The sequence below is a fragment of the Halalkalibacter oceani genome (assembly GCF_023715705.1).
GTDB classification, from domain to species: Bacteria; Bacillota; Bacilli; order Bacillales; family Bacillaceae_D; genus Halalkalibacter; species Halalkalibacter oceani_A.
In genome coordinates this window covers 38,571-62,862 of record NZ_JAMBOS010000025.1, presented here as the reverse complement: position 1 = coordinate 62,862, position 24,292 = coordinate 38,571, and the positions used below count along the sequence as shown (strand labels likewise).

The following is a 24,292-nucleotide window of genomic DNA, read 5'->3' as shown; positions in this document are numbered from 1 at the left end:
GGCGATAGCGAAGAGGTCACACCCGTTCCCATGCCGAACACGGTCGTTAAGCTCTTCAGCGCCGATGGTAGTTGGGGGCTTCCCCCTGCAAGAGTAGGACGTTGCCGGGCGATAAAGTACAATCCAAGCGGATTGTACTTTTTTTATTGCACAAAGGATAACGCACAAGGCCTGAAGAGCACTCGTTCGGAAGAACGAGCCGCTTCTATGAAAAAGCCGATGGAGCTTCATGAGTAAGCAGCGAAGCAAAGCAGCATGATCCCCCTGTGAGACGAGCCGTTTGTCTTCGTAGGACTTCATGAAAAGGGGACGGAGGAAAGTGACATGAGGATCATCCCCGTAGAAGACAAATGGAGAGCCAGGACGTTGCCGGGCGATAAAGTACAATCCAAACGGATTGTGCTTTTTTATTTGCACAAAAGATAACGCACAAGGCGCGAAGAGCACTCGTTCGGAAGAACGAGCGGCTTCTATGAAAAGCCGATGGGTACTGCGTGAGAAAACAGCGAAGCAAAGCACTCTGGTTGCGGACCGTAAAACACGATCCTAATGGGTTGTGTTTTTTCTGCATAAGGAAGGATGAATTTCTGAGGGATAAGTATTAATAATAGTATGAACATTCCAATTTTTATATTATGATATAGGATAATAGTAATGTACTAGGAGGAAAGTGGGGGGTAAAATGAAGAGTATTAAGTCAAAAATAGTGCTTGGTTTTTCAGTCATTATTTTAATTCTTTTATCATTTTCTGCTTACAGTATTTATAGCATTCAGCAAACGACAAAGTCGATTGAACAGCTACGATCAGAAAAGGTTCCCATTGTACTGGTGAGAGAAAGGTTAGCACTTAATATTTCTGAAAGGCTTGCTTTATCAAATAATTATGTGCTAGTCGGGAGAGAGGAGACGCTGCAGCAGTTCGAGGCCTTAACAGTAGAGAGCAGGGAGCTGGAGAATTGGCTTGTTGAGAATACGAATGACGACGAGATCAAAGAATTAATGATTCAAAGCGACGTATGGACCAATCTGTTGGAAACGGAAATCTTTAGCCGCACCGATACGGAGGATAGTGATCAGGCCATTCGGATGCTGTCGTCCCAGGTGACTCCGTTGGCGAACGGGCTGATGGAGCGGCATAAGGAAGGAGCCGAGAGGGAAGAGCAGGAGCTGATTCAACAGCTGGACGCGATGGCGAGAGGAAGCAGTCAACTTCTTAATGTAACCGCTGTCATTGCGGGGAGTATGTTCGTTCTCAGTATTCTGATTGCCTTATTTATGGCCAATCTTATTGTAAGACCGTTAAAGGTGCTATTACAAAAGGTTACAATTGTGGCAACTGGAGATTTAACAGGTGAGCGGATATCAATACAGACAAAGGATGAAGTAGGTCAGTTATCAACGGCCTTTAATGATATGACAGGAAATTTAAGTGGTCTGCTGAAAAGAACATCAGTGATGTCGGAGCAGGTGGCCGCCACAGCAGAGCAGTTGTCTGCCAGCTCGCAACAGTCAGCAGCGGCAACGAATCAGATTGCCGGGGCAATTCAAGCTGTTTCTGCGGCCTCCGAGCAGACGGTTCAACAAGCAAAAGAAAGCAAAACCTCGGCGGAGCATGTAAATGAGGGTGTCCAGAGAATTACACAGGCGGCAAATGGTGTGGCGTTGCTGGCAGACGAGGCGGCCCATCAGACCCGGGAGGGAGAGGAGGCAATAGAACAGGCTGCTCAACAAATAAGTACAATTCAACAAACAGTCGGACATGCAGCGGTGCTTATTCAGCAATTAGGTGAGCAGACGAAAGAAATTGATCATGTGGTGACCCTTATTACAACAATCGCTGAGCAAACGAATTTATTAGCGTTAAATGCGGCAATAGAAGCGGCTCGGGCAGGTGAGCATGGTAAAGGATTCGCGGTCGTCGCTGATGAGGTTCGGAAGCTGGCAGAAGAATCACGTCAGTCAGCCGAGAAAATATCAGGGATGCTTGAGCAGATTCAAAAAGGCACAGCTCAGGCAGTCGATGAAATGGGCAAGGGCACTAACGAGGTGGAGGTCGGTACAAAAGTCGTTCACAAGGCTGGCGAAGCGTTTACAAGTATCGCTGAGGCGATTGCCCGTGTAACAGGCGAAATGAATCACGTCATGACGGCGACCAGACAAATCCTGCGGCATACAGGGCAACTCAATGAAGCGCTCACTTCGATGGAGCACGCATCTGTCGAAAATGCAGATTCTGCTCAAGCGGTTGCTGCCAGTGCGGAAGAACAGCTGGCCTCGATGAAGGAAATCGCCAGCTCGGCGGAAGCATTAAGTCAGCTATCGACAGAGCTGCAAGACGCGACGGGCAAGTTTAAGGTATAACAAGGTTGATTTTTACAGCCCGGCTTGAAGTCAGTGCCACTCTGTTCATCGAAAAGCACTGTAAACCTCCTGCCCAAAGCTTCAAAGCAAAAAAAACAAGGTTGCCCGGCTGCACAAAGTGAGCCAGGAAATCCACTTCCTGGCTCACTGTTACAGCATCATATATTTCAGCAGGACACGTCGTTAATCTAAGCTGATCTTTTCCACATTGACTCGACCGGAGAAAAAGGTCGCTCCGCCGCCCATGTCAGCCAATCGATCAGGCGTGAGGGCATTGACTGTTTGCTTCTTTCCCGGCATATCAGCCCAGAGTCCCTGACTGACGACAACGCCGGGGAGGACGTTCTCTCCGACAGCGGCCGTCAGCTCACATTCTCCGCGCTCATTCCAGAGGCGGACAAGCTCGCCATCCTCGATATTTAAAGCCTCTGCATCTTTTCTATTCATATGAATCTTCGCTGTCTTTTCAAATTTAATATGCTTTTCATTGTTGGAGAAAGTCGAGTTCAGGAAATTATGGTTTGGCCCCGGTACGAATAAAAACGGGAACGTCTCTTCTTCCACTAGCGGCGTGTATGTTGGGAGAGGAGGATGGCCATCCTTCTCCATCAATTCGGAATACAGCTCAATTTTTCCACTCGGAGTATCGAGCTTCTTCAACGAGAATGAACTCCGATCAGCTTTGACGTAGTGATTCTCCACCAAGTCCTCGTAGCCGATATGCTTGACAAAAGGACTGTTCGACTGGGCAAGTGTCTGCTCGATCAGCTCTTCATCCGAAGCCTGGAGAGCCTCGTCGTCATAGCCCATGGCTGCCGCCAGTAAACGAAATACCTCCATATTCGATTTGCTTTCCCCATATGGCTCGACCACAGGCTGTTGCAATTGCATATAGTGATGCCAGTAAGAAGCATAAAAGTCGGTTTGTTCAAAGGCCGAAGCCGCCGGTAGGACGATATCGGCGTATTGGGCCGTCTCCGTTAAAAAGAGATCGTGCACGACGGTAAACAAGTCGTCCCGGCTTAATCCTTTTCGGACTTTATTGCTTTCCGGTGTGACAACAGCCGGATTAGCATTGTAAATAAACAACGAATAAACCGGGGGATCGGCTTCAAGCAGCACCTTGCCGAGCTGATTCATATTGAACGTTCTCGTCTGCTTGTTTTCAAGTAAGTCCGGACGCTGGAGCGCTGCGCTATTATGGCGTAAAAAGCTTTTATTTGACTTGATTGCCCCTCCTCCTTTTACCTGCCAGGCACCAGTGAGAGCAGGGAGACAGGCGATCGTGCGGACAATCATTCCTCCGTTATCATGGTGCTGGAGTCCGTTGCCGATCCGGATAAACGATGGCGACGTTGTCCCGTACATCCGTGTCAGCTCGTAAATATCGTCGACAGGCACGCCAGTAATCTCGGAAACGGTTTGTGGATCGTACTGTTTGACATGCTCCTCCAGCTCCGCATAGCCAACGGTGAATTCCTTCATAAAGTCGCGATCGACCATCTTTTCAGCAAAGAGGATATGCATCATTCCAAGCGCCAGCGCGCTATCGGTGCCGGGCCAGATCGGAATGAACCAGTCGGCCATTCGTCCTGTCTGATTTTTATGGACATCGATTACGACGATTTTAGCGCCATTTTTCCGGGCTTTCTGGGCAATCGTCATCTGATGCATATTCGTGCTGACGGCATTGATCCCCCACATGATGAACAGCTTCGTTTCCGTCGTTTCCTCTGGGTCTGTTCCGACGCTACCGCCCATTGTATACTTATAGCCGGTTGAGCCGGCGACAGAGCAGATTGCCCGCTCGAGCTGACTTGCTCCGAGTCGGTAAAAAAAGCGGCGGTCCATCCCTTCGGCATTAATATTTCCCATGTTGCCGTAAAAGCTGTAGGGAAGAATGGACTCCGGTCCATGCTCCTTTATGAAATGCTTCCAGTTAGAGACAATCGTTTCAATTGCTTCATCCCACGTAATCGGCGTAAAGCGGCCGTCTCCCTTTTTCCCCGTTCGTTTCAGGGGAGTGGTCAGTCTTTTCGGATCGTATAGACGTTCCGTCATATGGCGGACCTTGTTGCAAATGCTTCCTTTCGTGACTGGATGATCGGGATCTCCTTCGACTTTGACGATTTTTCCATTTTCTTTATGCACGAGAAGGCCACACTGATCTGGACAATCAAGTGAACATACAGAAGGAAAAATTCCGTCTTTTTTCAGTAGGTTTGCATGCATATCATTTAATCCCCTCGAAAAGTAAAGTTACTAGATTATATCATTTAATGGAATAGTAGAAAAGGGAGGGGGTACACGCACGTTGATCCGCCGCGCCGAATATGATAGTGAAAACGTATGAAACGGCGTCACGGCGCCGATAATGATGGCAGAGGTGATCTAAATGCCAGTAAAAAAGTCGATGACGATTCGTCTTGGCGACACTTGTGTCTTATGTAAACAGCAGAAGGAAGACGGCATTCAGCTGTGCGAGGTTCATGTATGTGAAGAATGTGAACAGAAGCTTGTCGATGTGAATGTTGATGATGAAGTGTACCCTTTTTATGTGGTTGAGCTGCGGCGGCTTTCACTTGAGCGTTTTTTGTAAGAAGTTTGTTGCAAGCGGGCGGTGTCCTATATAATAGAAGAAATTATGTAGCGTTTTTGTAAGGGGGTTTTCCTCCGTGGGGAAAGCACGTATTCCATTAATTCAGGCTTTGCAGGACCATCGCCGAAAGCAGCCTTATTCCTTTCATGTTCCTGGTCATAAAAACGGGAGCTTTTTTCATCCGAGCCTGAGAGATGAGTTCCAAGGAGCGCTCGGCTATGATGTTACAGAACTGATCGGTCTTGATGACCTGCATGCGCCGGAGGGACCGATTAAGGAGGCGCAGGAGGCAACGAGCAGGCTGTACGGCGCCCAGGAAAGCTTCTTTCTTGTCGGAGGAACGACAGTCGGAAACTTAGCGATGTTATATGCTCTGTTTTCCCGTGGTGACAGGGTGTTTATTCAACGCAACAGCCATAAGTCGGTCTTCCATGCAGCTGAGATCGCCGGCGTGCAGCCGATATTGATCGGGCCGGAATATGATAAGGGCACCGGGCATGCAGTCGGCCTTACAGCGGCCGCGCTTGAGGAAGCACTTGCCAATTACCCCGAGGGAAAAGGACTTGTATTGACCTATCCGAATTATTTTGGCGTCAGTCTGGCGATTGAGCCGGTACTGGAGGTGGCGAAGAAGGCGGGTCTGCTGGTGGTCGTCGATGAGGCTCATGGGGCTCATTTTTGCTTAGGGGAGCCGTTTCCGCCCCCAGCCTTAACAGCCGGGGCGGATGCCGTCGTCCAATCGGCGCACAAAATGCTGCCGGCCTTGACGATGAGCTCCTATCTGCATCTGAACGGCACGCTGACTCAAGTGCAGCGCGGCAACGTGAAGGAGACGCTGGCGATGTTCCAATCGAGCAGCCCGTCTTATTTGCTGCTTGCTTCGCTTGACGGGGCGAGGGCGTATCTTGAAGAGCTGGAGGCGAACGACATTCGTTCGATCCTTGACGAGGTTGATCAGCTGAAGCGAAGGCTCGCTGAAATAGAGCAAATAAAAATCGTAAATTGGTCGGAAGAAAGGTATCATTTCGACCCGTTAAAAGTTACAATTAAATCAAATACAAATCTAACAGGTTATCAGCTTCAGGAGCTTTTTTATCAGACAGGGCTTTACCCGGAAATGGCCGATGAACGCCATGTGCTGCTAACGCTCGGCCTTGGCAAGGGAACGGTGCCGCAACAGGCGATCGATCAATTACAGGAGCTGTTGCGCCCGCATGAATTGGTGGCTGAGAGCAAGCAGCTTCCAATTGACATCAGCCGGGTAACAAGGCTTCATGCCTCTGCTGGAGAGCTGGCTCATATGCCAAAGAAGCGGGTCCGTTTACAGGAAGCGAGCGGCAAGATCGCCGCTGAAACGATCATTCCATACCCGCCTGGAATTCCGCTTGTCATCAAAGGGGAAACGATCACGGACCGTGCAGTGGAAAGCATTCGCCGGCTGCAGCAGGCGGGAGCGACGTTTCAGGGTAGTCAGCCGGAGCTTGAATCGGTTTTAGTGACAGAGTTGGAGGAAAGATAATGAAGGAAGGACTTTTTATTACCGTAGAAGGCGGAGAAGGAGCTGGCAAAACGAGCGTGCTGCACTACATCGAGGCCCGCTTACAGCAGGAAGGGCATAAGGTGATGCGTACAAGAGAGCCTGGCGGGATTGATATTTCCGAGCAAATCAGAGCAGTGATTCTCGATGTTGCCCATACAAAAATGGATGCCCGCACCGAAGCGTTGTTATACGCTGCCGCCCGCCGCCAGCACCTCGTCGAAAAGGTCATTCCGGCATTACAGGCAGGAACGGTTGTGTTGTGTGACCGCTTTATTGACAGCAGCCTTGTCTATCAGGGCTATGCAAGAGGAATTGGTTTTGAGGAAGTAAAAGCGATAAATGAGTTTGCGATTGAAGGGTATATGCCGGATATCACGCTCTATTTTGATGTGGAGCCCGAGGTCGGTCTCGCCAGAATTGAAGCCGACCGCAGCCGTGAGCTGAACCGGCTTGATCAGGAGAACCTTCGCTTTCATCAGGAAGTGCGCGCCGGTTACGAGCTCGTGCTTGCACAATACCCCGAGCGGATCAGACGTATTGATGCCAATCAGGCGATCGAGCAGGTACAGGAAGAGGCGCTTCGTCAGGTGAAAGCATTTTTAGATGCTCAAATGATAAAGTAGCGATTATGAAAAGGAGCTGAAAAAAGATGAGACTAATCATGGCTGTTGTGCAGGACAAGGATAGCAACCGTTTGTCAGATGCGCTTGTAAAGGCTGATTATCGGGCGACGAAGCTGGCAAGTACGGGAGGGTTTTTGAAGGCCGGTAATACGACGTTTCTGATCGGAACGGAGGATGAGCATGTCGACGACGTGATGGCGATCATTAAGGAAAATTGCCAAAGCCGTGATCAGCTTGTCGCTCCCATTTCGCCGATGGGGGGCAATGCAGATTCCTACGTCCCGTATCCGGTAGAGGTGCAGGTTGGAGGAGCGACCGTATTTGTCCTGCCGGTCGAGCAATTTGAGCAGTTTTGAGGTGGAAACAGCAATGCAATCATGGGAGCAGTTAAGCGTCATGCAGCCGAGAGTGGTGCTCATGCTGACGAAAGTCATTGAAAAGAACCGGCTGGCGCATGCCTATTTGTTCGAAGGCAGCAGCGGGACAGGAAAGCAGCAGGTGGCTCTTCAGTTAGCGAAGAGCTTCTTTTGCCGGAACCGGGCGGGCGCCGAGCCGTGCCAAACGTGCAGCGATTGTCGCCGGATTGAACATGGCAATCACCCTGATGTGCATGTTATCGAGCCGGACGGGCAGTCGATCAAGAAGCATCAGGTTGAATACTTGCAAAAGGAATTTACATATCGAGGCGTCGAGTCAGGAAAAAAAGTTTATCTCATCAACCATGCTGATCTTATGACAGCCAGTGCGGCAAACAGCATGCTGAAATTTCTGGAAGAACCGACTGCGGATACGTTGGCAGTGCTGATGACAGAGCGACGCCAGAAAATTCTGCCGACGATTCATTCGCGCAGTCAGCAGCTCAGCTTTGCCCCCTTGCCGCGTCAGTTGTTTGTAGACAAGCTGGAAGGAGAAGGGATTTCTAGCGGGAATGCTGCTTTATTGGCTGGACTGACAACAAATTACAACGAGGCAATCACCCTATTAGAGGGAGATTGGATTGCGAAAGCACGAAGCGTAGTGATACAATTGATGGAAGAGCTTTATCAACGGCCAAATCAGGTATTATTTACGTTGCAGGAAAAGTGGCTTCCTTTATGCAAGGAGCGTTGGCAGCAGGAAAAAGGCCTTGATATGATGCTCTTATGGCTGAGAGATGTGATGTACATCAAGGTTGGAAAGCAGGACAGTCTGACCTACATTGATCAGCAGAAGCAAATCGAACAACAGGCGTTCTCAAGCTCGCATGATCGCGTCAGCGAAAAGATGTCATTTGTCGAGGAGGCAAAAAGACAGCTTCAAGCCAATGCGAATCTGCAGCTCCTGATGGAGAAGCTGTTGCTTACAATACAGGAGGGATAGAAGATTGCATCAAGTTGTGGGCGTCCGTTTTAAAAAAGCGGGCAAAATCTATTATTTCTCCCCTGGTACGTTTCAGTTGGAGGAAGGAGAATCCGTCATTGTTGAAACGTCAAGAGGCATTGAATATGGACGGGTTGTAATCGGAACGAAAGTAGTCGGTGAAAATGATGTCGTCCTGCCGTTAAAGCAGGTAATCAGAATTGCCACACAGAAAGATAAATTAACAGTCCAGGAAAATCTCGAGGCGGCGAAGAAAGCCTTTGAGGTATGCGCAGAGAAGATCACGGCCCATGAGCTCGATATGAAGCTTGTTGATGTAGAATATACATTTGATCGGAATAAGGTGCTGTTTTATTTTACGGCAGATGGGCGAATCGACTTTCGCGAGCTGGTGAAGGATCTGGCGGCGATTTTCCGGACGAGAATCGAATTACGGCAAATCGGTGTGCGGGACGAGGCGAAAATGCTCGGCGGTATCGGTCCTTGCGGAAGGGTGCTCTGCTGTTCCTCGTTTCTCGGTGATTTCGAGCCGGTTTCGATCAAAATGGCGAAGGATCAGAATCTCTCGCTGAACCCGGCCAAAATATCAGGACTGTGCGGACGGCTGATGTGCTGCCTCAAATATGAGAATGACATGTATGAATCAGCGAAACAGCAGCTTCCTGATATCGGAAAGCGGATTAAAACACCTCATGGAAAGGGAAAGGTGATTGGGCTTAATCTCCTTGAACGTTTAATTCAGGTGGAGCTGGCTGATGGAGAGCGGATTCTCGAATTCACAATGGATGAGTTATTCAACAAAGAATTTGTGCCAACAGAAGCCACAGAATAATGAGGTGTGAGCAGAGTGGACAAAAAGGCAATATTTAAGCAAATGAGTCAGCTTGAAGAAAGGGTCGGTTCCTTTCATCATGATGTGCGCGGCCTAAAAGAACAGCTCGCTTTTTTAATAGAAGAAAATCATTCACTCCGCATTGAAAATGAAAAGCTGCGCGAACGTCTGGAAGGGCAGCAGGAAAGCGAAGCGAAGGCCAATCGAAAGAAAGAACCAAATCAAAAAAAGCCTCTTGTCGGCGAAGGGTATGATAATTTAGCAAGATTATATCAAGAAGGTTTTCATATTTGTAATACACATTATGGAAGCATTCGTTCAGATGGAGATGATTGCTTATTCTGCCTGTCCTTCTTACATCAGAAATAAGCAGTATGCGAGGTTGTCCCGAGCAGGTCGATATTGTCGGCTTGGGGGCAACCTTTTCTTTAGAGGAGCGATTTTGGGGAAGGCACTGGCATTAGCTTCGCACAGTGCTTCTAAGAAAAGGAGATGACAACAAGCAGTGGATTTATTACAAGGCGAACGCTGGGATTACATTGCCGGGACTGAGCTGCGCGTGATCCAGAGTCCGGATGTGTTTTCTTTTTCAATCGATGCGATTCTGCTAGGCAGATTTGTGCATCTGCCGATTCAGAAAGGCCGCATACTTGACTTATGCACGGGCAACGGTGTCATTCCTTTAGTGATGGCGACTCGCTCCAAGGCGGAGATCATTGGCGTCGAGCTGCAAGCGCGTCTTGCCGATATGGCAAGGCGGACGGTGGAGGCGAATCGATTCAGCAGTCGGGTCACTATTATTGAGGCGGATATTAAGCAGCTGCCGCAGGATATCAGGCGTGACTCGTTCGATGTCGTAACATGCAATCCTCCGTACTTTCAAACAGCGACAATCGCCGAGCGGAATCTTAATCCGCATCTTGCGATTGCCCGACATGAGATCCACTGCACGCTTGATGATGTGATCCGTGCCTGCAGTGAATGCGTGAAGCAAAAAGGGAAGGTCGCCCTTGTCCACAGGCCTGAGCGGCTTGGTGATCTGATCACGCTGATGCGTGCCTATCGTATTGAGCCGAAGCGGATGCAATTGATTCACCCGAAAGCGGGTAAAGAAGCAAACATGGTATTGTTAGAGGGCATTAAGGATGGGAAGGCAGGGATGATCTGCTTGCCGCCGTTAACCGTTTATAATGAAAAAGGGGAATACAGCGCGGCGTTTCGTGCCGTTTATGAAAACAACGCCGATCAACAGCAAACAGTGAGAAAGGATAATTGCAATGCAGCAGCAAAATAGCTTTGCCGAAAGGAACGAAGGTGGACTTTATCTCGTACCGACGCCGATCGGAAATTTGGAGGATATGACTTATCGGGCAGTACGCACTCTCCGAGAGGCTGATCTGATCGCTGCCGAGGATACGAGACAGACGATAAAGCTTCTGCGCCATTTTGAGATCGAAAACACGCTCGTCAGTTACCATGAGCATAATAAGCATAAGGCAGGAGAGACGTTGATTCGGCACATGCAGGAAGGAAAGTGGATCGCGCTTGTCAGCGACGCCGGCATGCCGGCCATTTCAGACCCTGGTGAAGAGCTCGTCCAGCAGGCGATTGCCGTAGGGCTGCCCGTTGTGGCGCTGCCCGGGGCGAATGCCGCGTTGACGAGTCTGATTGCATCTGGCCTTCCCGCGGACCGCTTTCAATTTATCGGTTTTTTACCAAGGCAGAACAAACAGCGGCAGGCGGTGCTGGAGCAGGTCAAGCAGCATGAATCGACGCTGCTTTTTTATGAGGCGCCTCACCGGATTAAGGAGACGCTGAACGCGTTGCTGACGGTACTCGGAAATCGGCGGATCGTCATTTGCCGGGAGCTGACGAAGAAGTTTGAAGAGTATCAGCGCGGTACGGTTGAAGAGGCATTACGCTGGTGTGAGGAAGGAACAATTAAAGGTGAATTTTGTCTGGTCGTTGAAGGGTCGGATGGTCAGGCAGAGGCTGATGTCTGGTGGGAAGAACTGAGCGTCATTCAGCATGTTCATCATTATATCGGATTAGAGATGAACCAGAAGGAAGCGATTAAGCAAACAGCAAAGGATCGCGGTCTTCCGAAAAGGGAGGTTTACGCAGTTTTTCATCAGCTTGACTGAAACGCCGCAGCTCATTTCGCAAAAAAAAAGATGTCTTCAAAGGCTTTTACACCTTGGAGACATCTCCGGAACGATCATCTGTTAGGCTTTTGTAGTGCGCGCAAGGTATTCTTGAAGATCTTTCAACACTTCTTCGGCACCTTGTGGACTCAAAATGATTTTTCCATTGGCAATGGAAAGGTTGTCATCGGACACTTCGCCAGTAAGTTGACAAGTCATGTTAGGCTTGTACTTCTTCAAAATGATGCGGTCATTGTCAACATAGATTTCGAGTGCATCCTTTTCAGCGATGTCAAGTGTGCGGCGCAGTTCAATTGGAATCACAACTCGTCCCAATTCGTCAACTTTACGAACAATACCAGTAGATTTCATTTACTATTTCCCCTCTCAAAAGTATATATTTTATAATGATGTGTCATTATTCGACATATTTCTATCTGAACTAAGAATACCAGTGTTTCCAAAACGAGTCAATTCTTTTTTTGTCTAACTATGTAAAAATTCGTGAAATTTCAAAAAAATGATAAGAAAACGGGAGCAAATAAGGGATTTTAGAATGGAGGGAACGAGTTTGCTGGAAATATCCTCTTTATTAGTAGAAAAGATCAAGGGTATAAATGGAAAAATAAAAGCAACATATCAGCATAATCAAGAGGATAAAAAGATTATTCGACAAAATCTTCTTAAGGCAGGTGCGGAATTTCGACAAATGTGTCGATATTCGACAGAAACCATTTCCGAGTGGCTGCATGGACGGGAGGTGGCAGGGGTTGACGGTTCTGTCAACCAGACGAAGGGAGAGCCCCCTCATGTGCTTTACGTTTTCCAGGCGCTCGCAAAAACGACAACTGGCCACCAATGCTTAACATCAGATGTGTACGCGCCTATATTGGAAAAAAATGATGAAGAAGACCAGGGAAAAAATTGGCGGGCGCATATTTTGGCCAAGCTGGAGCTTGAGGCTGCTTTTCAATTGCTTGAACAAAGGGATGTCGGGCTGCTGCTGATGGACGGGGCGCTCTATCATTATCGGATTGATGCCCAGGAAGAATGGGAAAGGCTGCGGCAAAAGGCGCTTGAAAAGGATGTCGTCTTAATTGGCGTGTCGGAAGAAATCACGACGGAAAATTTAATGAAGCTTGAAGCATTTCATATGTACCGTAATCGGCCTCAGGCGTTCGACCGCGACCTGTTATTCGGGGTATTGGAGCGTGATGAGCTTGTTTATGTCGAAACGATTCAGCATAAGGCTGGCTTGCAGTCTGTCTGGATGCGGCCGAGCGCTGATCCGGCGATTACCGGATTCGACATGCTAGAGGAGCAGGCCCACCTGAAGGAAGAGGTTGGCAATTTGCTCGCGACGCTAACGCCAAAGGATGGGCGCGGCATTCCGCTCTGGCTCGACTATATCGACAGAGAGGTGCGCGTCACTGATAAACTGGTTGAAGCGCTTGTCGAGCAATATATCGACCCGGAGCTGCAACACCGCTTTTTTGCCAAAAAGAGAAACTACCGTCCGTATTAGGAGAAAGAGGAAGGAGGAAGGCTGATGCAAGTTGTAGGGGTAACGACGCAGCATGAAGTATACGTCGCGTCAAAGGTTCATAAATTTCGCATGAATGAAATGGTCGTCATTGAAGATGGAGACCTGTACCAGCCGAAAGGAGAGGTGGTCGAAACCTTTTCCTATAACCGTTATATTCCGATGGGCTTTGATAAAGGGCTGGCTGATGATCAAGTGCTAAAAACGCTTGAGCATATCGGCTATGATATTGGAGCGGATGACATCCACTTAGCGAAAGTAAGACTATTTGAGGAAGCGGTCCAGCCGATCCAGACCGGAGCCGAGGTGCGCCATCCCCATTTTGATGAAATTTCTTCCTTGTTGGTCAAGACTGCTCCGGAGGAAGGGCTCGTTCTTGGAGAAGTGAAGTCGACCGACTTTATTAGCGAGACGATTCCGGCTTCCTTGAAAGGTCTGCTTTCGGTGCAGGACCATGACGGCGTCCGTCCACAGAACGGTGTTCCGTTCATTTTCGATATCCGGGCGATGCAGCAATACCCGCATATTGGTGTTTTCGGCGGTTCTGGTTCAGGGAAGTCGTTCGGCTTGCGGGTGATGCTGGAGGAGCTGATGAAGTTGCACATTCCGACGCTCGTTTTTGATCCTCATTTTGAGATGAATTTTTCTTCCCGGGCTGAGGGAGCAACAGAGTCAGTTAATTATGAGGAGCGTTATATCGTCGTTCAAATCGGGAGAGATGTCGGGGTTGACTTTTCGGCTTTGTCCGTTCGTGATGTGGAACGGCTGCTGTCGGCTGCCGGCTCGTTGACCGAGTCGATGATTAACGTCATTCAATCGACGCATAAACGCAGGGACAGCTACCAGTCCTTCAGCGACCGGATTGCCAACCTTGCCGCGGCTTTGGAATTAGGGAAGCAGAAAGTGGAGGCGATGCTGCACGACGGCGGGATGACGCGGGATGAGCTGGAGCGCTTTGATACATACCGCAAGCTGCTTGATCAATTCGGCAGCCTGCCGCTTGCTTCGGTGAAAGGGATTCAATGGCGGGTGAACCGGCTTAATCAGGCCGGACTGTTCCAGCAAAATATCCGCTCAATCGAAGAAGGAATCCATAGTGGACAGCTTGTTGTCGTTCAGGGACCGGTATGGCTGCTGCAAGTGTTTTCGAGCTATGTCGTCGGCGCATTATACGGTAAGCGCCGCTCTTATAAGGATGCAAAGCTCCAGCAGCTGCAGGGGGAGTTTTTCCCGCCTTTTGTCATTGTGACCGATGAGGCTCATAATTTTGCGCCGAAAGGCTTTGACGCGCCGGCGAAGTCGGTGCTCAAGGAAATTGCCCAGGAAGGCCGGAAGTACGGAGTCTTTCTCATTTTTGCGACGCAGCGTCCGACGCTGCTTGATGAGACGATAACGGCCCAGCTTAATTCAAAGTTCGTCTTTCGTACCGTGCGCGGCACCGATATTCAGACGATCAAGGAAGAGACCGATTTGACGCATGAGGAGGGAAAGCGGCTGCCTTATCTTCGCTCCGGGGATGTCTTTGTTTCCTCAGCGATCATGGGGCGGACGATGGCTGTCCGGATCCGGATGGCGCATTCGGCCAGTCCACATACGTTAAACCCGTTCGACGAGCTGCGGGAGATGAAGCAGCAGGACAGCAGCCAGCTGCTTGAGGCGCTCAAGCCACAGCTTCCGCTGGCGGAAACGAGCATTATGAATCAGTTGACCTCATTAAATGAAGCGGCACAGAAAAGCTGGGATGTGCAGCAATGGAAGAAGGAGCTTGACCGGCTTAGTCGCGACGGTTTGCTGAAAAAAGAAAAGACACCGTTTGCTACGCTGTATACCGAGCCTTGACGGGATCGCCTGATTTCGGTATATTTTGGGTATAATCCAGACATAATGGAGAAAAAAAGATAAGCGTTGATCCGATGAAGGGATAAGTACGACAGGGTCGTCTATTAGTAGCCTAGTGTGCTATGCAGAGAGCCGGGGGAGCTGGAAACCGGTATAGAGGATGGTCGGAAAATGGTCCCGGGAGGAGTTCATCTTCGAGTGGCTAAGCCGTAAGGGGATGACGTAGCTGGCGTTAACAGAGGAAGTCGTCGAAGACTTCATGAGCCCTTTGCTGCGAAGTGAAGGGGAAGCTGGGTGGTACCACGTGAGAGTCGCTCTCGTCCCGATGCGGATGAGGGCTTTTTCTATGCAAAAAAGGAGGAAATGAACGTGACAGAAAAAAAGACGTTTTATTTAACGACACCAATTTATTACCCGAGTGACAAGCTTCATATCGGCCATGCCTATACGACGGTGGCTGGAGATGCGATGACGCGCTATAAGCGTCTGCGCGGCTACGATGTGCGCTATTTGACCGGGACGGACGAGCACGGGCAGAAGATTGAGCAGAAGGCGGCGGCAAAGGGGCAGACACCGCAGCAATTTACTGACGAAATTGTCGCCGGTATTCAGGAGCTTTGGAAGAAGCTCGACATTTCCTATGATGATTTTATCCGGACGACAGAGGAGCGCCATAAAAAGGTCGTTGCCCAAATTTTTGAGCAGCTGCTTGAACAGGGTGATATTTATTTGGATGAGTATGAAGGCTGGTACTCAATTCCTGATGAGACCTTCTATACGGAACGGCAGCTTGTCGACCCGATCAAGGACGAAAATGGAAAGATTATCGGCGGAAAAAGCCCTGACAGCGGTCATCCGGTCGAAAAGGTCCGGGAGCAATCGTATTTCTTTAAAATGAGCAAATACGCCGACCGTCTGCTGAAGTTTTATGAGGAAAACCCTTCCTTTATACAGCCGGAGTCGCGCAAAAATGAAATGATTAATAACTTCATTAAGCCAGGTCTTGAAGATTTGGCCGTTTCGCGGACTTCTTTTACGTGGGGAGTTAAAGTGCCAAGCAATCCGAAGCATGTCGTCTATGTATGGATTGATGCTCTGTCGAACTACATAACGGCGCTCGGCTACGGCTCTGAAAATGAGGAGCTTTACCGCAAGTATTGGCCGGCTGATGTCCATCTTGTCGGCAAGGAAATTGTCCGTTTCCATACGATTTACTGGCCGATCATGCTGATGGCGCTTGATTTGCCGTTGCCGAAGAAAGTGTTCGGACACGGCTGGCTGCTGATGAAGGACGGAAAAATGTCGAAATCAAAAGGGAATGTTGTCGATCCGGTGCCATTGATTGATCGTTACGGCCTTGATGCGCTGCGCTATTATTTGCTGCGAGAGGTGCCATTCGGCTCGGATGGTGTGTTCACGCCGGAAGCATTTGTGGAGCGAGTCAATTATGATCTCGCCAATGATCTCGGCAATCTGTTGAACCGTACGGTCGCGATGATTGATAAATACTTTGGCGGCGAGATTCCGGCCTATGTGAAGGATGCGACGCCGTTTGACGGGGAGCTTGTTGAGCTTGTCAGCGCAACAGTGACAAAGGTCGAGTCGGCGATGGAGGAAATGGAGTTTTCCGTCGCGTTGACAGCGATTGGCCAGCTTGTCAGCCGGACGAACAAATATATAGATGAAACCCAACCGTGGATGCTGGCAAAGGAAGAAGCGAAAAAAGAGGAGCTTGGCTCGGTGATGTATCATCTTGCTGAATCGCTCCGTCATATTTCGGTGATGCTGCAGCCGTTTATGACTAGCACGCCGAAGAAAATCTGGGAACAGCTCGGCGTCACGGATGAGCACACGAGCTGGGAATCGCTCCGGTCGTTCGGTCAGCTTCCGGCTAAAACAGCCGTGCAAAAAGGCGAACCGATTTTTCCACGACTTGATATGGAAGAAGAAGTGGCTTATATCGTGACGCAAATGGGCGGTACGGTGAAGCGGGCTGATGAAAATAAGAAAGACGACAGAGATGTTCCTGAAGTCGACGAGATTACGATTGACGATTTCTCAAAGGTTGAATTAAAGGTTGCCGAGGTGCTGGGCGCCGAGCCTGTTGAGGGGGCGGATCGTCTGTTGAAAATCCAGCTTGATCTCGGTTACGAACAGCGCCAGGTCGTGTCCGGGATCGCGAAGTATTACGCACCGGACGACTTGGTCGGAAAAAAAGTTATCTGTGTAACCAATTTGAAGCCGGTCAAGCTGAGAGGTGAGCTGTCGCAAGGAATGATTCTCGCTGGAACAAAAGGAAAAAAGCTGCAACTTGCTACGATTGATGGTAATCTGCCAAATGGAGCGAAAGTAAAATAAAGGAAGATATGTAATGATGGTAAAATAATGTTTGTTTCGCCCATGGTCGATGTAAAAGGTCCCTGCGGGGAGAACGTCACAGACCTGTGGTAAAAGGTCGTCTGTACAGGATTTTTCACTCCTTTTGGACGACCTCTTTCCAATCGGGTACGCATTATTTTTACTGGTCGGAAATTTTCTTACCATAATAAAAAAGGAGATCGTTATGTTATTTGATACCCATGTGCATTTGAATGCGGATCAGTTCGAGGATGATCTGGACGAAGTGCTGACACGCGCCCGGAAAGCCGGCGTGACGAATATGGTTGTTGTCGGGTTTGATGAAAAAACAATCAAGCGGGCACTTGAACTCGTTGAACGTTATGAGGAGCTTTATGCGGCGGTCGGCTGGCATCCCGTGGATGCTGTTGATATGACCGATAAGCATCTTGCCTGGTTGGAGGAGCTGTCCTCCCATCCGAAGGTTGTCGCTCTCGGGGAAATGGGACTCGACTATCACTGGGACAAGTCACCGAAGGATGTGCAAAAAGAGGTGTTCCGTAAACAAATTCGCCTCGCAAAGAAAGTGAAGCTGCCGATTATTATTCATAACCGCGAAGCTGATCAGGATATCGTTGATTTACTGAAGGAAGAAGGAGCAGGTGAGGTTGGCGGGATTATGCACTGCTTTGGTGGCAGTGTGGAAATCGCCAGACAATGTCTTGATATGAATTTTTATATTTCTTTGGGAGGGCCGGTAACGTTTAAAAATGCGAGGCGGCCAAAGGAAGTTGCCCAGGCGATTCCGCTTGACCGTTTGCTGATTGAAACCGACTGCCCGTATTTGGCGCCCCATCCATATCGCGGCAAGCGGAACGAGCCGGCCTATGTGAAGCTCGTAGCCGAGCAGATTGCCAGCCTGAGAGAGATGAGTTATGAAGCGCTCAGCGCGGCAACGAGAGAAAATGCAAAAAAACTTTTTGGCATTTCTTGATAGCCGGTTCTGACGCCTGTTGACGAAGCTTGTCTAACGACTCATTCGTTCGAAAAAGTTCTACACAAGAGATGAACTGCATACAGTGGACGTGTCGATAAGTTTTTGTTTTCTTTGCCGGCTCGTTCATGGATAATAAGGTCGATGCGGCGAAGAAACAAAATCAAAAAGTTGACAAAGGGAGGCTGAGTGTATATAATTCGGACGTTGAGAAGGAGGAATGCATGACATGGAAGCCAATAAGCTCCGAATTCTTCCAGTCAACCACTTTTGGAGAAATGTGGTACTCTCCGTCATCAGTCTTATTCTCTTCGTATGCGGAATGATTTACGCAGTTTATGAGACGACAAAGGCTACGGTAACGATCTCGATTGATGGTGAGAATCTTACGGTGCAGACGCACGCATCTACAGTTGCCGAATTGATGAGAGAGCAGGATTGGAATGTCCAAGAGTATGACCGTGTTGAACCTGGTTTAGATACAAAGATATCAGGCAATATGGCTCTTACATGGGATAGGGCCAAGGAGGTCTTTGTCACCATTGACGGACAAGAAGAGTCGGTATGGACCACAGCAGATAATGTCGAACAACTTATACATGAACTAAATATTGAGTACAAAGAGCACGATTTACTTAAGCCCTCACTCGAAACCGAAATTGCGGACGAAATGAGCCTGGTCTATGAATCTGCCTTTCAGGTAGTGCTTTCTAGTGACGGTGAACAAAAGGATTTTTGGACAACTTCGACGACTGTCGCTGACTTTTTAGAGAAAGAGGATGTTTCATTAGGTGAACTTGATCGCGTCGAACCAGCGTTGGAAGAACGGATAGACGAGAAGACAGACATTAAAGTGATACGTGTAGAAAAAGTCACCGATGTGGTGGAAGAGGCCGTTGAATTCGGGACGGTAACCCGGAAGGATAGCAGTTTGGAGAGCGGCAAGGAAACCGTCGTTCAGGAAGGCGAAGAAGGACGGGTGAAAAAGCACTTTGAAGTCGTGCTTGAAGATGGCAAAGAGGTTTCCCGCGAGCTGGTGAAGACAGAGACTGTTCGGGAAAGCACAGACAAAATCGTCGCGGTTGGAACGCGTCCGGCGGCTCCGACTGTTGCGAGAAGTCAAGCTCCATCAACAGCTTCTGCCAGTCAGGGCGGGGAAGGCCGCACGCTGACGGTTACAGCAACCGCTTATACGGCTCAGTGCAACGGCTGCAGCGGTGTAACGGCAACAGGAATCAATTTAAATAACAACCGCAATGCGAAAGTGATTGCGGTCGATCCCAATGTGATCCCGTTAGGCTCCCGCGTCCACGTAGAGGGCTATGGAACAGCCGTCGCTGCGGATACAGGTGGAGCGATTCAGGGGAATAAAATTGATGTTCATGTGCCGACAAAGGCAGATGCGCAACGATGGGGAAGAAAGCAAGTAAAGATTACGATTCTGAACTAAAACACACAAGCTGTGGTGTGGCAAAGGGAAAAAAACCCCGTAAGCCACACCTGCTTGAATTGGCCGCAGGAAAGAAAAAGGCTTATTCAGAACAGGTAAGTCTGCTGATAACGCCTCTTGCCCGGGCGGCAATTCAGCGGACCGCTAGAGGCCTGTTTTGATTTGGGGAGACTTCGTGGCACACCTTGTCGCGAAGCGTTGTTCTTAGCTTGATCAGAATCTCGATTTCGCGTTTCAAGCAACCACCATTGATAAGAAAACCAGGGCGCTGCGCCTTGGTTTTTTGCTGATTGCAGTCACTTTTAAGATAAGCTTTGAAATGATGCAGGGCTCCGCATTGCTTTGGCGTTGATCCCAAAGGGTACCAATCAACCTTTTTGGGGTCAGCGCTTTTTTGCCGTCAGCCGCAAGACAAGCTACAATGGAATAAGGAATGTTGTTAGGAGAATAATGATGAAGATTAAAGAAATGATTGTGGTGGAAGGAAAAGACGATACAGTCGCGATTAAGCGGGCTGTCGACGCCGATACAATTGAAACGAACGGCTCGGCGGTAAATGAAAGAGTGCTGGCGCAAATTGAGCTGGCTCAGCAGCGGAGAGGGGTAATTATTTTAACGGACCCTGATTATCCCGGAGAGAGAATCAGACGGATTATCAGTGAGCGCATCCCCGCCTGTAAGCATGCATTTCTACCAAAGCGAGAAGCTCTTTCGCGGAAGAAAGACGATTTGGGCGTAGAGAACGCCTCACCGGAGGCAATCAGGTACGCCCTGAGGCATGCCAAGAAAGAAGAGGAAGCGCTAAAAGAGCTTATTGACCGGCAGGCTCTTCTCGACGCAGGATTAATTGCCGGGCCGAAAGCGAAACAGCGCCGGGAGCGTCTTGGAATCATATTGAACATCGGCTACGCGAATGGAAAGCAATTTCATAAACGGTTGCAGAAGTTTCGAATTACAGCAGAGGAATTTGCCCGGGCTGTTCATCAGCTGTTTGAGGAGGAAAACAACGAATGACAAAAGATATTGCGACACCAATGCGAACGAAGGAAATACTCGATAAATTCGGCTTCAGCTTTAAAAAAAGCCTGGGGCAAAATTTCTTGATCGATACGAATATTCTTCACAAAATCGTCGAGGCGGCCGAGCTTGGCCCGGAATCCGGCGCGGTGGAGGTTGGTCCGGGAATCGGGGCGCTGACGGAGCAGCTGGCAAAACGGGTGAAAAAAGTTGTCTCGTTTGAAATTGACCAGAGGCTCTTGCCTGTCCTGGAAGAAACACTGTCTCCCTATGAGAATGTGACGATTGTCCATTCAGATGTGTTGAAGGCCGATCTTCAGGCGACGCTGGCGGCTGAACTGTCCGATGTATCCGATGTGATGGTCGTCGCCAACCTGCCGTATTACGTGACGACGCCGATTCTGATGAAGCTGCTCGAAGAAAAGCTGCCGATTCGCGGAATTGTGGTGATGATTCAAGCCGAGGTGGCGGACCGGATCGCCGCTGCCCCAGGTTCGAAGGATTATGGTGCGCTCTCCATTGCCGCGCAATATTATGCGGTAGCCGAAAAAGTCATGACCGTCCCAGCAACGGTTTTCGTTCCGCAGCCGCGGGTCGATTCGGCTGTTTTGCGATTGACGCTGCGTGATAAGCCGGCCGTTCAAGTCGAAGATGAGGCTTATTTTTTCCGCGTGTTCCATGCCTGTTTTGCGAACCGCCGCAAAACGATATTAAATAATCTGATTCATAATCACAGCACGAAGGAGCAGAAGCCAGCAGTGCTTGCGGCGCTTGAGGAGGCTGGAATTGATCCGCAGCGCCGGGGAGAAACACTCTCGCTTGAGGAATTTGCCCGTCTGAGCGACAGCTTATATAAAAGGTTGCCGAAGGCCTAGCACACTCCCTCCTCTTTTGACATAGCCTAAGGGGAGAGGAGGCCGTGCCGATGAAACTGAAAAAAGGAGATATCGTTGCCCGCCTTTCATACGAGTGCGATTTATTATTTCGGGTCGTTTCCATCAGGGACAATACAGCCGAATTGGCCGGGGAGGATATGCGTCTGCTCGCGGATGCGCCGGTGGAGGACCTCGTTCTCATTTCCGAAGAAGAACGGACAGTTTATCAGAAGGAAGCCAAAGCCCTTGAAGAGAACTCCTATCGCTTGTTCAGACAAGATGCGAAGCTGATGAAGCAGCGAAGCGAGTACGAGGTAACGTCGGAATATACGACGAGTCCGAACTACTTTGAGCTGAGGGGACGAGTGCTTCATATCGACGGGGATAGCTTATATTTGCGGAAGTGCACCGATCTGTATGAAAAGCTTGGTGTGCCGGTATACGGAGTTCATTTACATGAGAAAGAAATGCCTGAACAAATAAAGTCGCTTTTGCAAATGGTACAACCAGACATTGTCGTCATCACCGGGCATGACGCCTATTTAAAAACAAAAGGCGATGAACGGGATCTGCGCGCATATCGGCATACAAAATATTTCGCCGAGTGCGTCCGGGTGGCGCGGAAGCAGACATGGCACCGCGATGAGCTGATCATCTTTGCCGGAGCGTGCCAATCTCACTTTGAGACATTAATTAAAGCGGGAGCGAATTTCGCCAGTTCACCGGACCGCGTCAATATTCACGCCCTTGATCCTGTCTATATTGCCGCCCGAATCAGCCTGACATCGTTTATGGAATCGATCCGGTTAACGGATGTGCTGCGCAATACGATTACGGGGGAGAAAGGACTCGGAGGGATTGAAACGAAGGGTGTCATGAGGCGGGGGATGCCGCTGAAAGTCGATAATTGAACAGCTGAAGGATGTGCAAAACCAGACCGGGGTGCATATCCTTTTTGGTTTTTCCTGATTTTATTTCCATACATATTACGCGGTGAATAAGGCATACTAACGAACAATGAATGACAGGAACGTAAAAAAACCGTTGTTTGAAGAGAAATTTATTGACAATATTCTTGTTTGCTTGTTATAATTTAAAATTTATTTGACGAATTATGCAAGCTGTGCTATACTAAATACAGAGTGAGGTGGGTGTAGTTATGGCAAAAACGTTAATAGACATTAAGCGTGCCTTGGATGCTAATGTTGGTAAGAGGATTACAATTAAAGCAAATGGTGGTCGTCGTAAAACGTCAGAGCGTACTGGTCTACTCGAAGAAACATACCCGTCTGTTTTCATTGTGAAATTAGATGAACAAGAAAATGCTTTCGAGCGAGTTTCATACAGCTATGCTGATATCCTTACAGAAACAGTTGAACTTATGCTTTGCGAGGATAACGTTGATTCAACGGTTTCCAAAGCGTAAGCGTCGATTGGATACAAAGTCAAATATGCCTTCCTGTTAATTTCAGGGAGGCATATTTGTGTTGCGGCTGCCCACACTAAGAATGTCACGACATTGCTAACCTACAAAAAGGAGTGGTTGAGACATGAGCAGACGCAGAGGAGTCATGTCAGAGCGCTTTAAGGAAGAGCTGGCAAAGGAGCTTGGCTTCTATGATACGGTCCAAAAGGAAGGCTGGGGCGGTATTAAAGCGAGAGATGCCGGGAATATGGTGAAACGGGCCATTGAAATAGCAGAAAACCAATTAGCAAATCGTGACAATTCATAAGAGAAGAGTCATTCTCTTATGTATACAGGATGTCTGGCGGGTCGAAACTGACCTTCTGGGCATCCTTTGTTTTTTGTCGGGAAGCGACGGGATACTTCTTGAGTGGTATGTTCAGCAAACAAGTGATAAAATAGCGTAAGCAAATGGAATGAGTAGAAGGTGACAAAAGTGAGATATTCAGTAAAGGCCCCAGCAAAAATTAATTTAACATTGGATGTTCTTCATAAACGACCGGACGGCTACCACGAGGTGGAGATGATTATGACAACAGTTGATTTAGCCGACCGGATTGATTTAACCGAAACCGATGACGGGAAAATTGTCATCGATGTTTCCGAAGGGTTTGTCCCGAGTGACCAGCGGAATCTGGCCTATCAGGCAGCGGAATTATTACAAAAGCGAATGAATGTGAAAAAGGGCGTTTCGATTTATATTACAAAGCGGATTCCCGTGGCTGCCGGACTGGCTGGCGGAAGCAGTGACGCCGCTGCAACGTTAAAAGGCCTAAATAAGCTGTGGAAGCTGGAGCTCTCATTGGACGAGCTGGCGGAGATCGGCAAGGAGATCGGCTCGGATGTCGCTTTTTGTGTCTATGGTGGAACAGCATTGGCAACTGGCAGAGGAGAGATCATTGAGGCGATTCCGGCTCCTCCTTCCTGCTGGGTGATTTTGGCAAAGCCGCCTATTGGCGTTTCGACGGCAGATATTTATAAGCGGCTCACTCTTCAAAACATTGAGCATGCGCCAACAAAACGGATGATCGAGGCGATCAGACAGCAGGATTTCACCGGGATATGCGCCAACCTCCATAACGTATTGGAATCGGTGACATTGGATATGTATCCAGAGGTGCGCCATATTAAAGAGCAGATGCTTCGGTTCGGGGCGAACGGCGTCCTGATGAGCGGCAGCGGACCGACGGTATTCGGCCTGGTCGAACACGAATCACGGCTCCACCGCATTTATAACGGGTTGCGAGGCTTTTGTCAGGATGTGTACGCGGTACGCCTGATTCGCTCAACAGATACTTGCTAGAAACCGTATA

Annotated in this window: 23 protein-coding genes and 1 rRNA gene; 22 read left to right on the top strand and 2 right to left on the bottom strand. The window is 49.0% G+C overall.

The annotated features are described in order from the left end of the window. A 5S ribosomal RNA gene (gene rrf, locus M3212_RS17765) occupies positions 1-110 on the top strand; the annotation flags it as partial. Between the two features lie 572 nt (positions 111-682). Beyond that, complete coding sequence (locus M3212_RS17760; RefSeq protein ID WP_251195311.1) at positions 683-2,362, top strand: methyl-accepting chemotaxis protein; 1,680 nt, start codon at positions 683-685, stop codon at positions 2,360-2,362. 183 nt (positions 2,363-2,545) lie between these two features. Here the strand turns inward: M3212_RS17760 and M3212_RS17755 are convergent, their stop codons facing one another. Beyond that, positions 2,546-4,594 (bottom strand): molybdopterin oxidoreductase family protein, encoded by a 2,049-nt coding sequence (locus M3212_RS17755; protein ID WP_251195310.1) that lies wholly within the window; start codon positions 4,592-4,594, stop codon positions 2,546-2,548. A gap of 163 nt (positions 4,595-4,757) precedes the next feature. Here M3212_RS17755 and M3212_RS17750 point away from each other — a divergent pair, with 163 nt between their 5' ends. From M3212_RS17750 to rsmI, 9 genes are all read left to right on the top strand, one after another. Beyond that, positions 4,758-4,961, top strand: a complete 204-nt coding sequence (locus M3212_RS17750) for a sigma factor G inhibitor Gin (protein WP_251195309.1) — start codon at positions 4,758-4,760, stop codon at positions 4,959-4,961. 76 nt (positions 4,962-5,037) lie between these two features. Further along, on the top strand, positions 5,038-6,480 hold the full coding sequence (locus M3212_RS22320) for an aminotransferase class I/II-fold pyridoxal phosphate-dependent enzyme (RefSeq protein ID WP_251195308.1): 1,443 nt from the start codon (positions 5,038-5,040) through the stop codon (positions 6,478-6,480). After that, positions 6,480-7,124, top strand: a complete 645-nt coding sequence (tmk, locus tag M3212_RS17740) for a dTMP kinase (RefSeq protein WP_251195307.1) — start codon at positions 6,480-6,482, stop codon at positions 7,122-7,124. The genes M3212_RS22320 and tmk overlap by 1 nt, the downstream gene beginning before the upstream one ends. Before the next feature lie 26 nt (positions 7,125-7,150). Further along, positions 7,151-7,480 (top strand): cyclic-di-AMP receptor, encoded by a 330-nt coding sequence (locus tag M3212_RS17735; RefSeq protein WP_251195306.1) that lies wholly within the window; start codon positions 7,151-7,153, stop codon positions 7,478-7,480. A gap of 13 nt (positions 7,481-7,493) precedes the next feature. Continuing rightward, positions 7,494-8,483: a DNA polymerase III subunit delta' gene (gene holB, locus M3212_RS17730; protein ID WP_251195305.1), complete on the top strand. Its 990-nt coding sequence runs from the start codon at positions 7,494-7,496 to the stop codon at positions 8,481-8,483. Between the two features lie 4 nt (positions 8,484-8,487). Further along, on the top strand, positions 8,488-9,315 hold the full coding sequence (locus M3212_RS17725) for a PSP1 domain-containing protein (protein ID WP_251195304.1): 828 nt from the start codon (positions 8,488-8,490) through the stop codon (positions 9,313-9,315). 15 nt (positions 9,316-9,330) lie between these two features. Then, on the top strand, positions 9,331-9,684 hold the full coding sequence (yabA, locus tag M3212_RS17720; RefSeq protein ID WP_251195303.1) for a DNA replication initiation control protein YabA: 354 nt from the start codon (positions 9,331-9,333) through the stop codon (positions 9,682-9,684). 136 nt (positions 9,685-9,820) lie between these two features. Next, positions 9,821-10,609 carry a tRNA1(Val) (adenine(37)-N6)-methyltransferase gene (locus M3212_RS17715; RefSeq protein WP_251195302.1) on the top strand — a complete coding sequence of 263 codons (789 nt, stop codon included), beginning with the start codon at positions 9,821-9,823 and terminating at the stop codon, positions 10,607-10,609. Then, on the top strand, positions 10,593-11,459 hold the full coding sequence (gene rsmI / locus M3212_RS17710) for a 16S rRNA (cytidine(1402)-2'-O)-methyltransferase (protein ID WP_251195301.1): 867 nt from the start codon (positions 10,593-10,595) through the stop codon (positions 11,457-11,459). Before M3212_RS17715 ends, rsmI begins: the two co-directional genes overlap by 17 nt. 81 nt (positions 11,460-11,540) lie before the next feature. Here the strand turns inward: rsmI and M3212_RS17705 are convergent, their stop codons facing one another. After that, a complete protein-coding gene (locus M3212_RS17705; protein WP_251195300.1) occupies positions 11,541-11,831 on the bottom strand; it encodes an AbrB/MazE/SpoVT family DNA-binding domain-containing protein in 291 nt (96 codons plus the stop codon). 184 nt (positions 11,832-12,015) lie between these two features. On the opposite strand from M3212_RS17705, the gene M3212_RS17700 reads away from it, so the two are divergent. The 11 genes from M3212_RS17700 to ispE all read left to right on the top strand — a co-directional run bounded on the left by M3212_RS17700 (position 12,016) and on the right by ispE (position 24,282). Further along, positions 12,016-12,984: a DNA double-strand break repair nuclease NurA gene (locus tag M3212_RS17700; protein ID WP_251195299.1), complete on the top strand. Its 969-nt coding sequence runs from the start codon at positions 12,016-12,018 to the stop codon at positions 12,982-12,984. Between the two features lie 24 nt (positions 12,985-13,008). After that, positions 13,009-14,841: an ATP-binding protein gene (locus M3212_RS17695; RefSeq protein ID WP_251195298.1), complete on the top strand. Its 1,833-nt coding sequence runs from the start codon at positions 13,009-13,011 to the stop codon at positions 14,839-14,841. 294 nt (positions 14,842-15,135) lie between these two features. Then, positions 15,136-17,199, top strand: coding sequence for a methionine--tRNA ligase (metG, locus tag M3212_RS17690; RefSeq protein WP_349774205.1), 2,064 nt, complete (start codon positions 15,136-15,138; stop codon positions 17,197-17,199). Positions 17,200-17,404: 205 nt separating this feature from the next. Continuing rightward, positions 17,405-18,172, top strand: a complete 768-nt coding sequence (locus tag M3212_RS17685; protein ID WP_251195297.1) for a TatD family hydrolase — start codon at positions 17,405-17,407, stop codon at positions 18,170-18,172. A gap of 229 nt (positions 18,173-18,401) precedes the next feature. After that, positions 18,402-19,622 carry a G5 and 3D domain-containing protein gene (locus tag M3212_RS22155; protein WP_285874657.1) on the top strand — a complete coding sequence of 407 codons (1,221 nt, stop codon included), beginning with the start codon at positions 18,402-18,404 and terminating at the stop codon, positions 19,620-19,622. Between the two features lie 453 nt (positions 19,623-20,075). Then, positions 20,076-20,636 carry a ribonuclease M5 gene (rnmV, locus tag M3212_RS17670; RefSeq protein WP_251195296.1) on the top strand — a complete coding sequence of 187 codons (561 nt, stop codon included), beginning with the start codon at positions 20,076-20,078 and terminating at the stop codon, positions 20,634-20,636. Beyond that, entirely contained in the window at positions 20,633-21,514 is an 882-nt protein-coding gene (gene rsmA, locus M3212_RS17665) for a 16S rRNA (adenine(1518)-N(6)/adenine(1519)-N(6))-dimethyltransferase RsmA (protein ID WP_251195295.1), read from the top strand. The genes rnmV and rsmA overlap by 4 nt, the downstream gene beginning before the upstream one ends. Before the next feature lie 50 nt (positions 21,515-21,564). Then, complete coding sequence (yabG, locus tag M3212_RS17660) at positions 21,565-22,425, top strand: sporulation peptidase YabG (protein ID WP_251195294.1); 861 nt, start codon at positions 21,565-21,567, stop codon at positions 22,423-22,425. Positions 22,426-22,673: 248 nt separating this feature from the next. Further along, positions 22,674-22,940, top strand: a complete 267-nt coding sequence (gene veg / locus M3212_RS17655; protein WP_251195293.1) for a biofilm formation stimulator Veg — start codon at positions 22,674-22,676, stop codon at positions 22,938-22,940. Between the two features lie 124 nt (positions 22,941-23,064). Then, positions 23,065-23,247 (top strand): small, acid-soluble spore protein, alpha/beta type, encoded by a 183-nt coding sequence (locus M3212_RS17650; protein WP_251195292.1) that lies wholly within the window; start codon positions 23,065-23,067, stop codon positions 23,245-23,247. A gap of 168 nt (positions 23,248-23,415) precedes the next feature. Beyond that, complete coding sequence (gene ispE / locus M3212_RS17645; protein ID WP_251195291.1) at positions 23,416-24,282, top strand: 4-(cytidine 5'-diphospho)-2-C-methyl-D-erythritol kinase; 867 nt, start codon at positions 23,416-23,418, stop codon at positions 24,280-24,282. Positions 24,283-24,292: the final 10 nt, after the last annotated feature.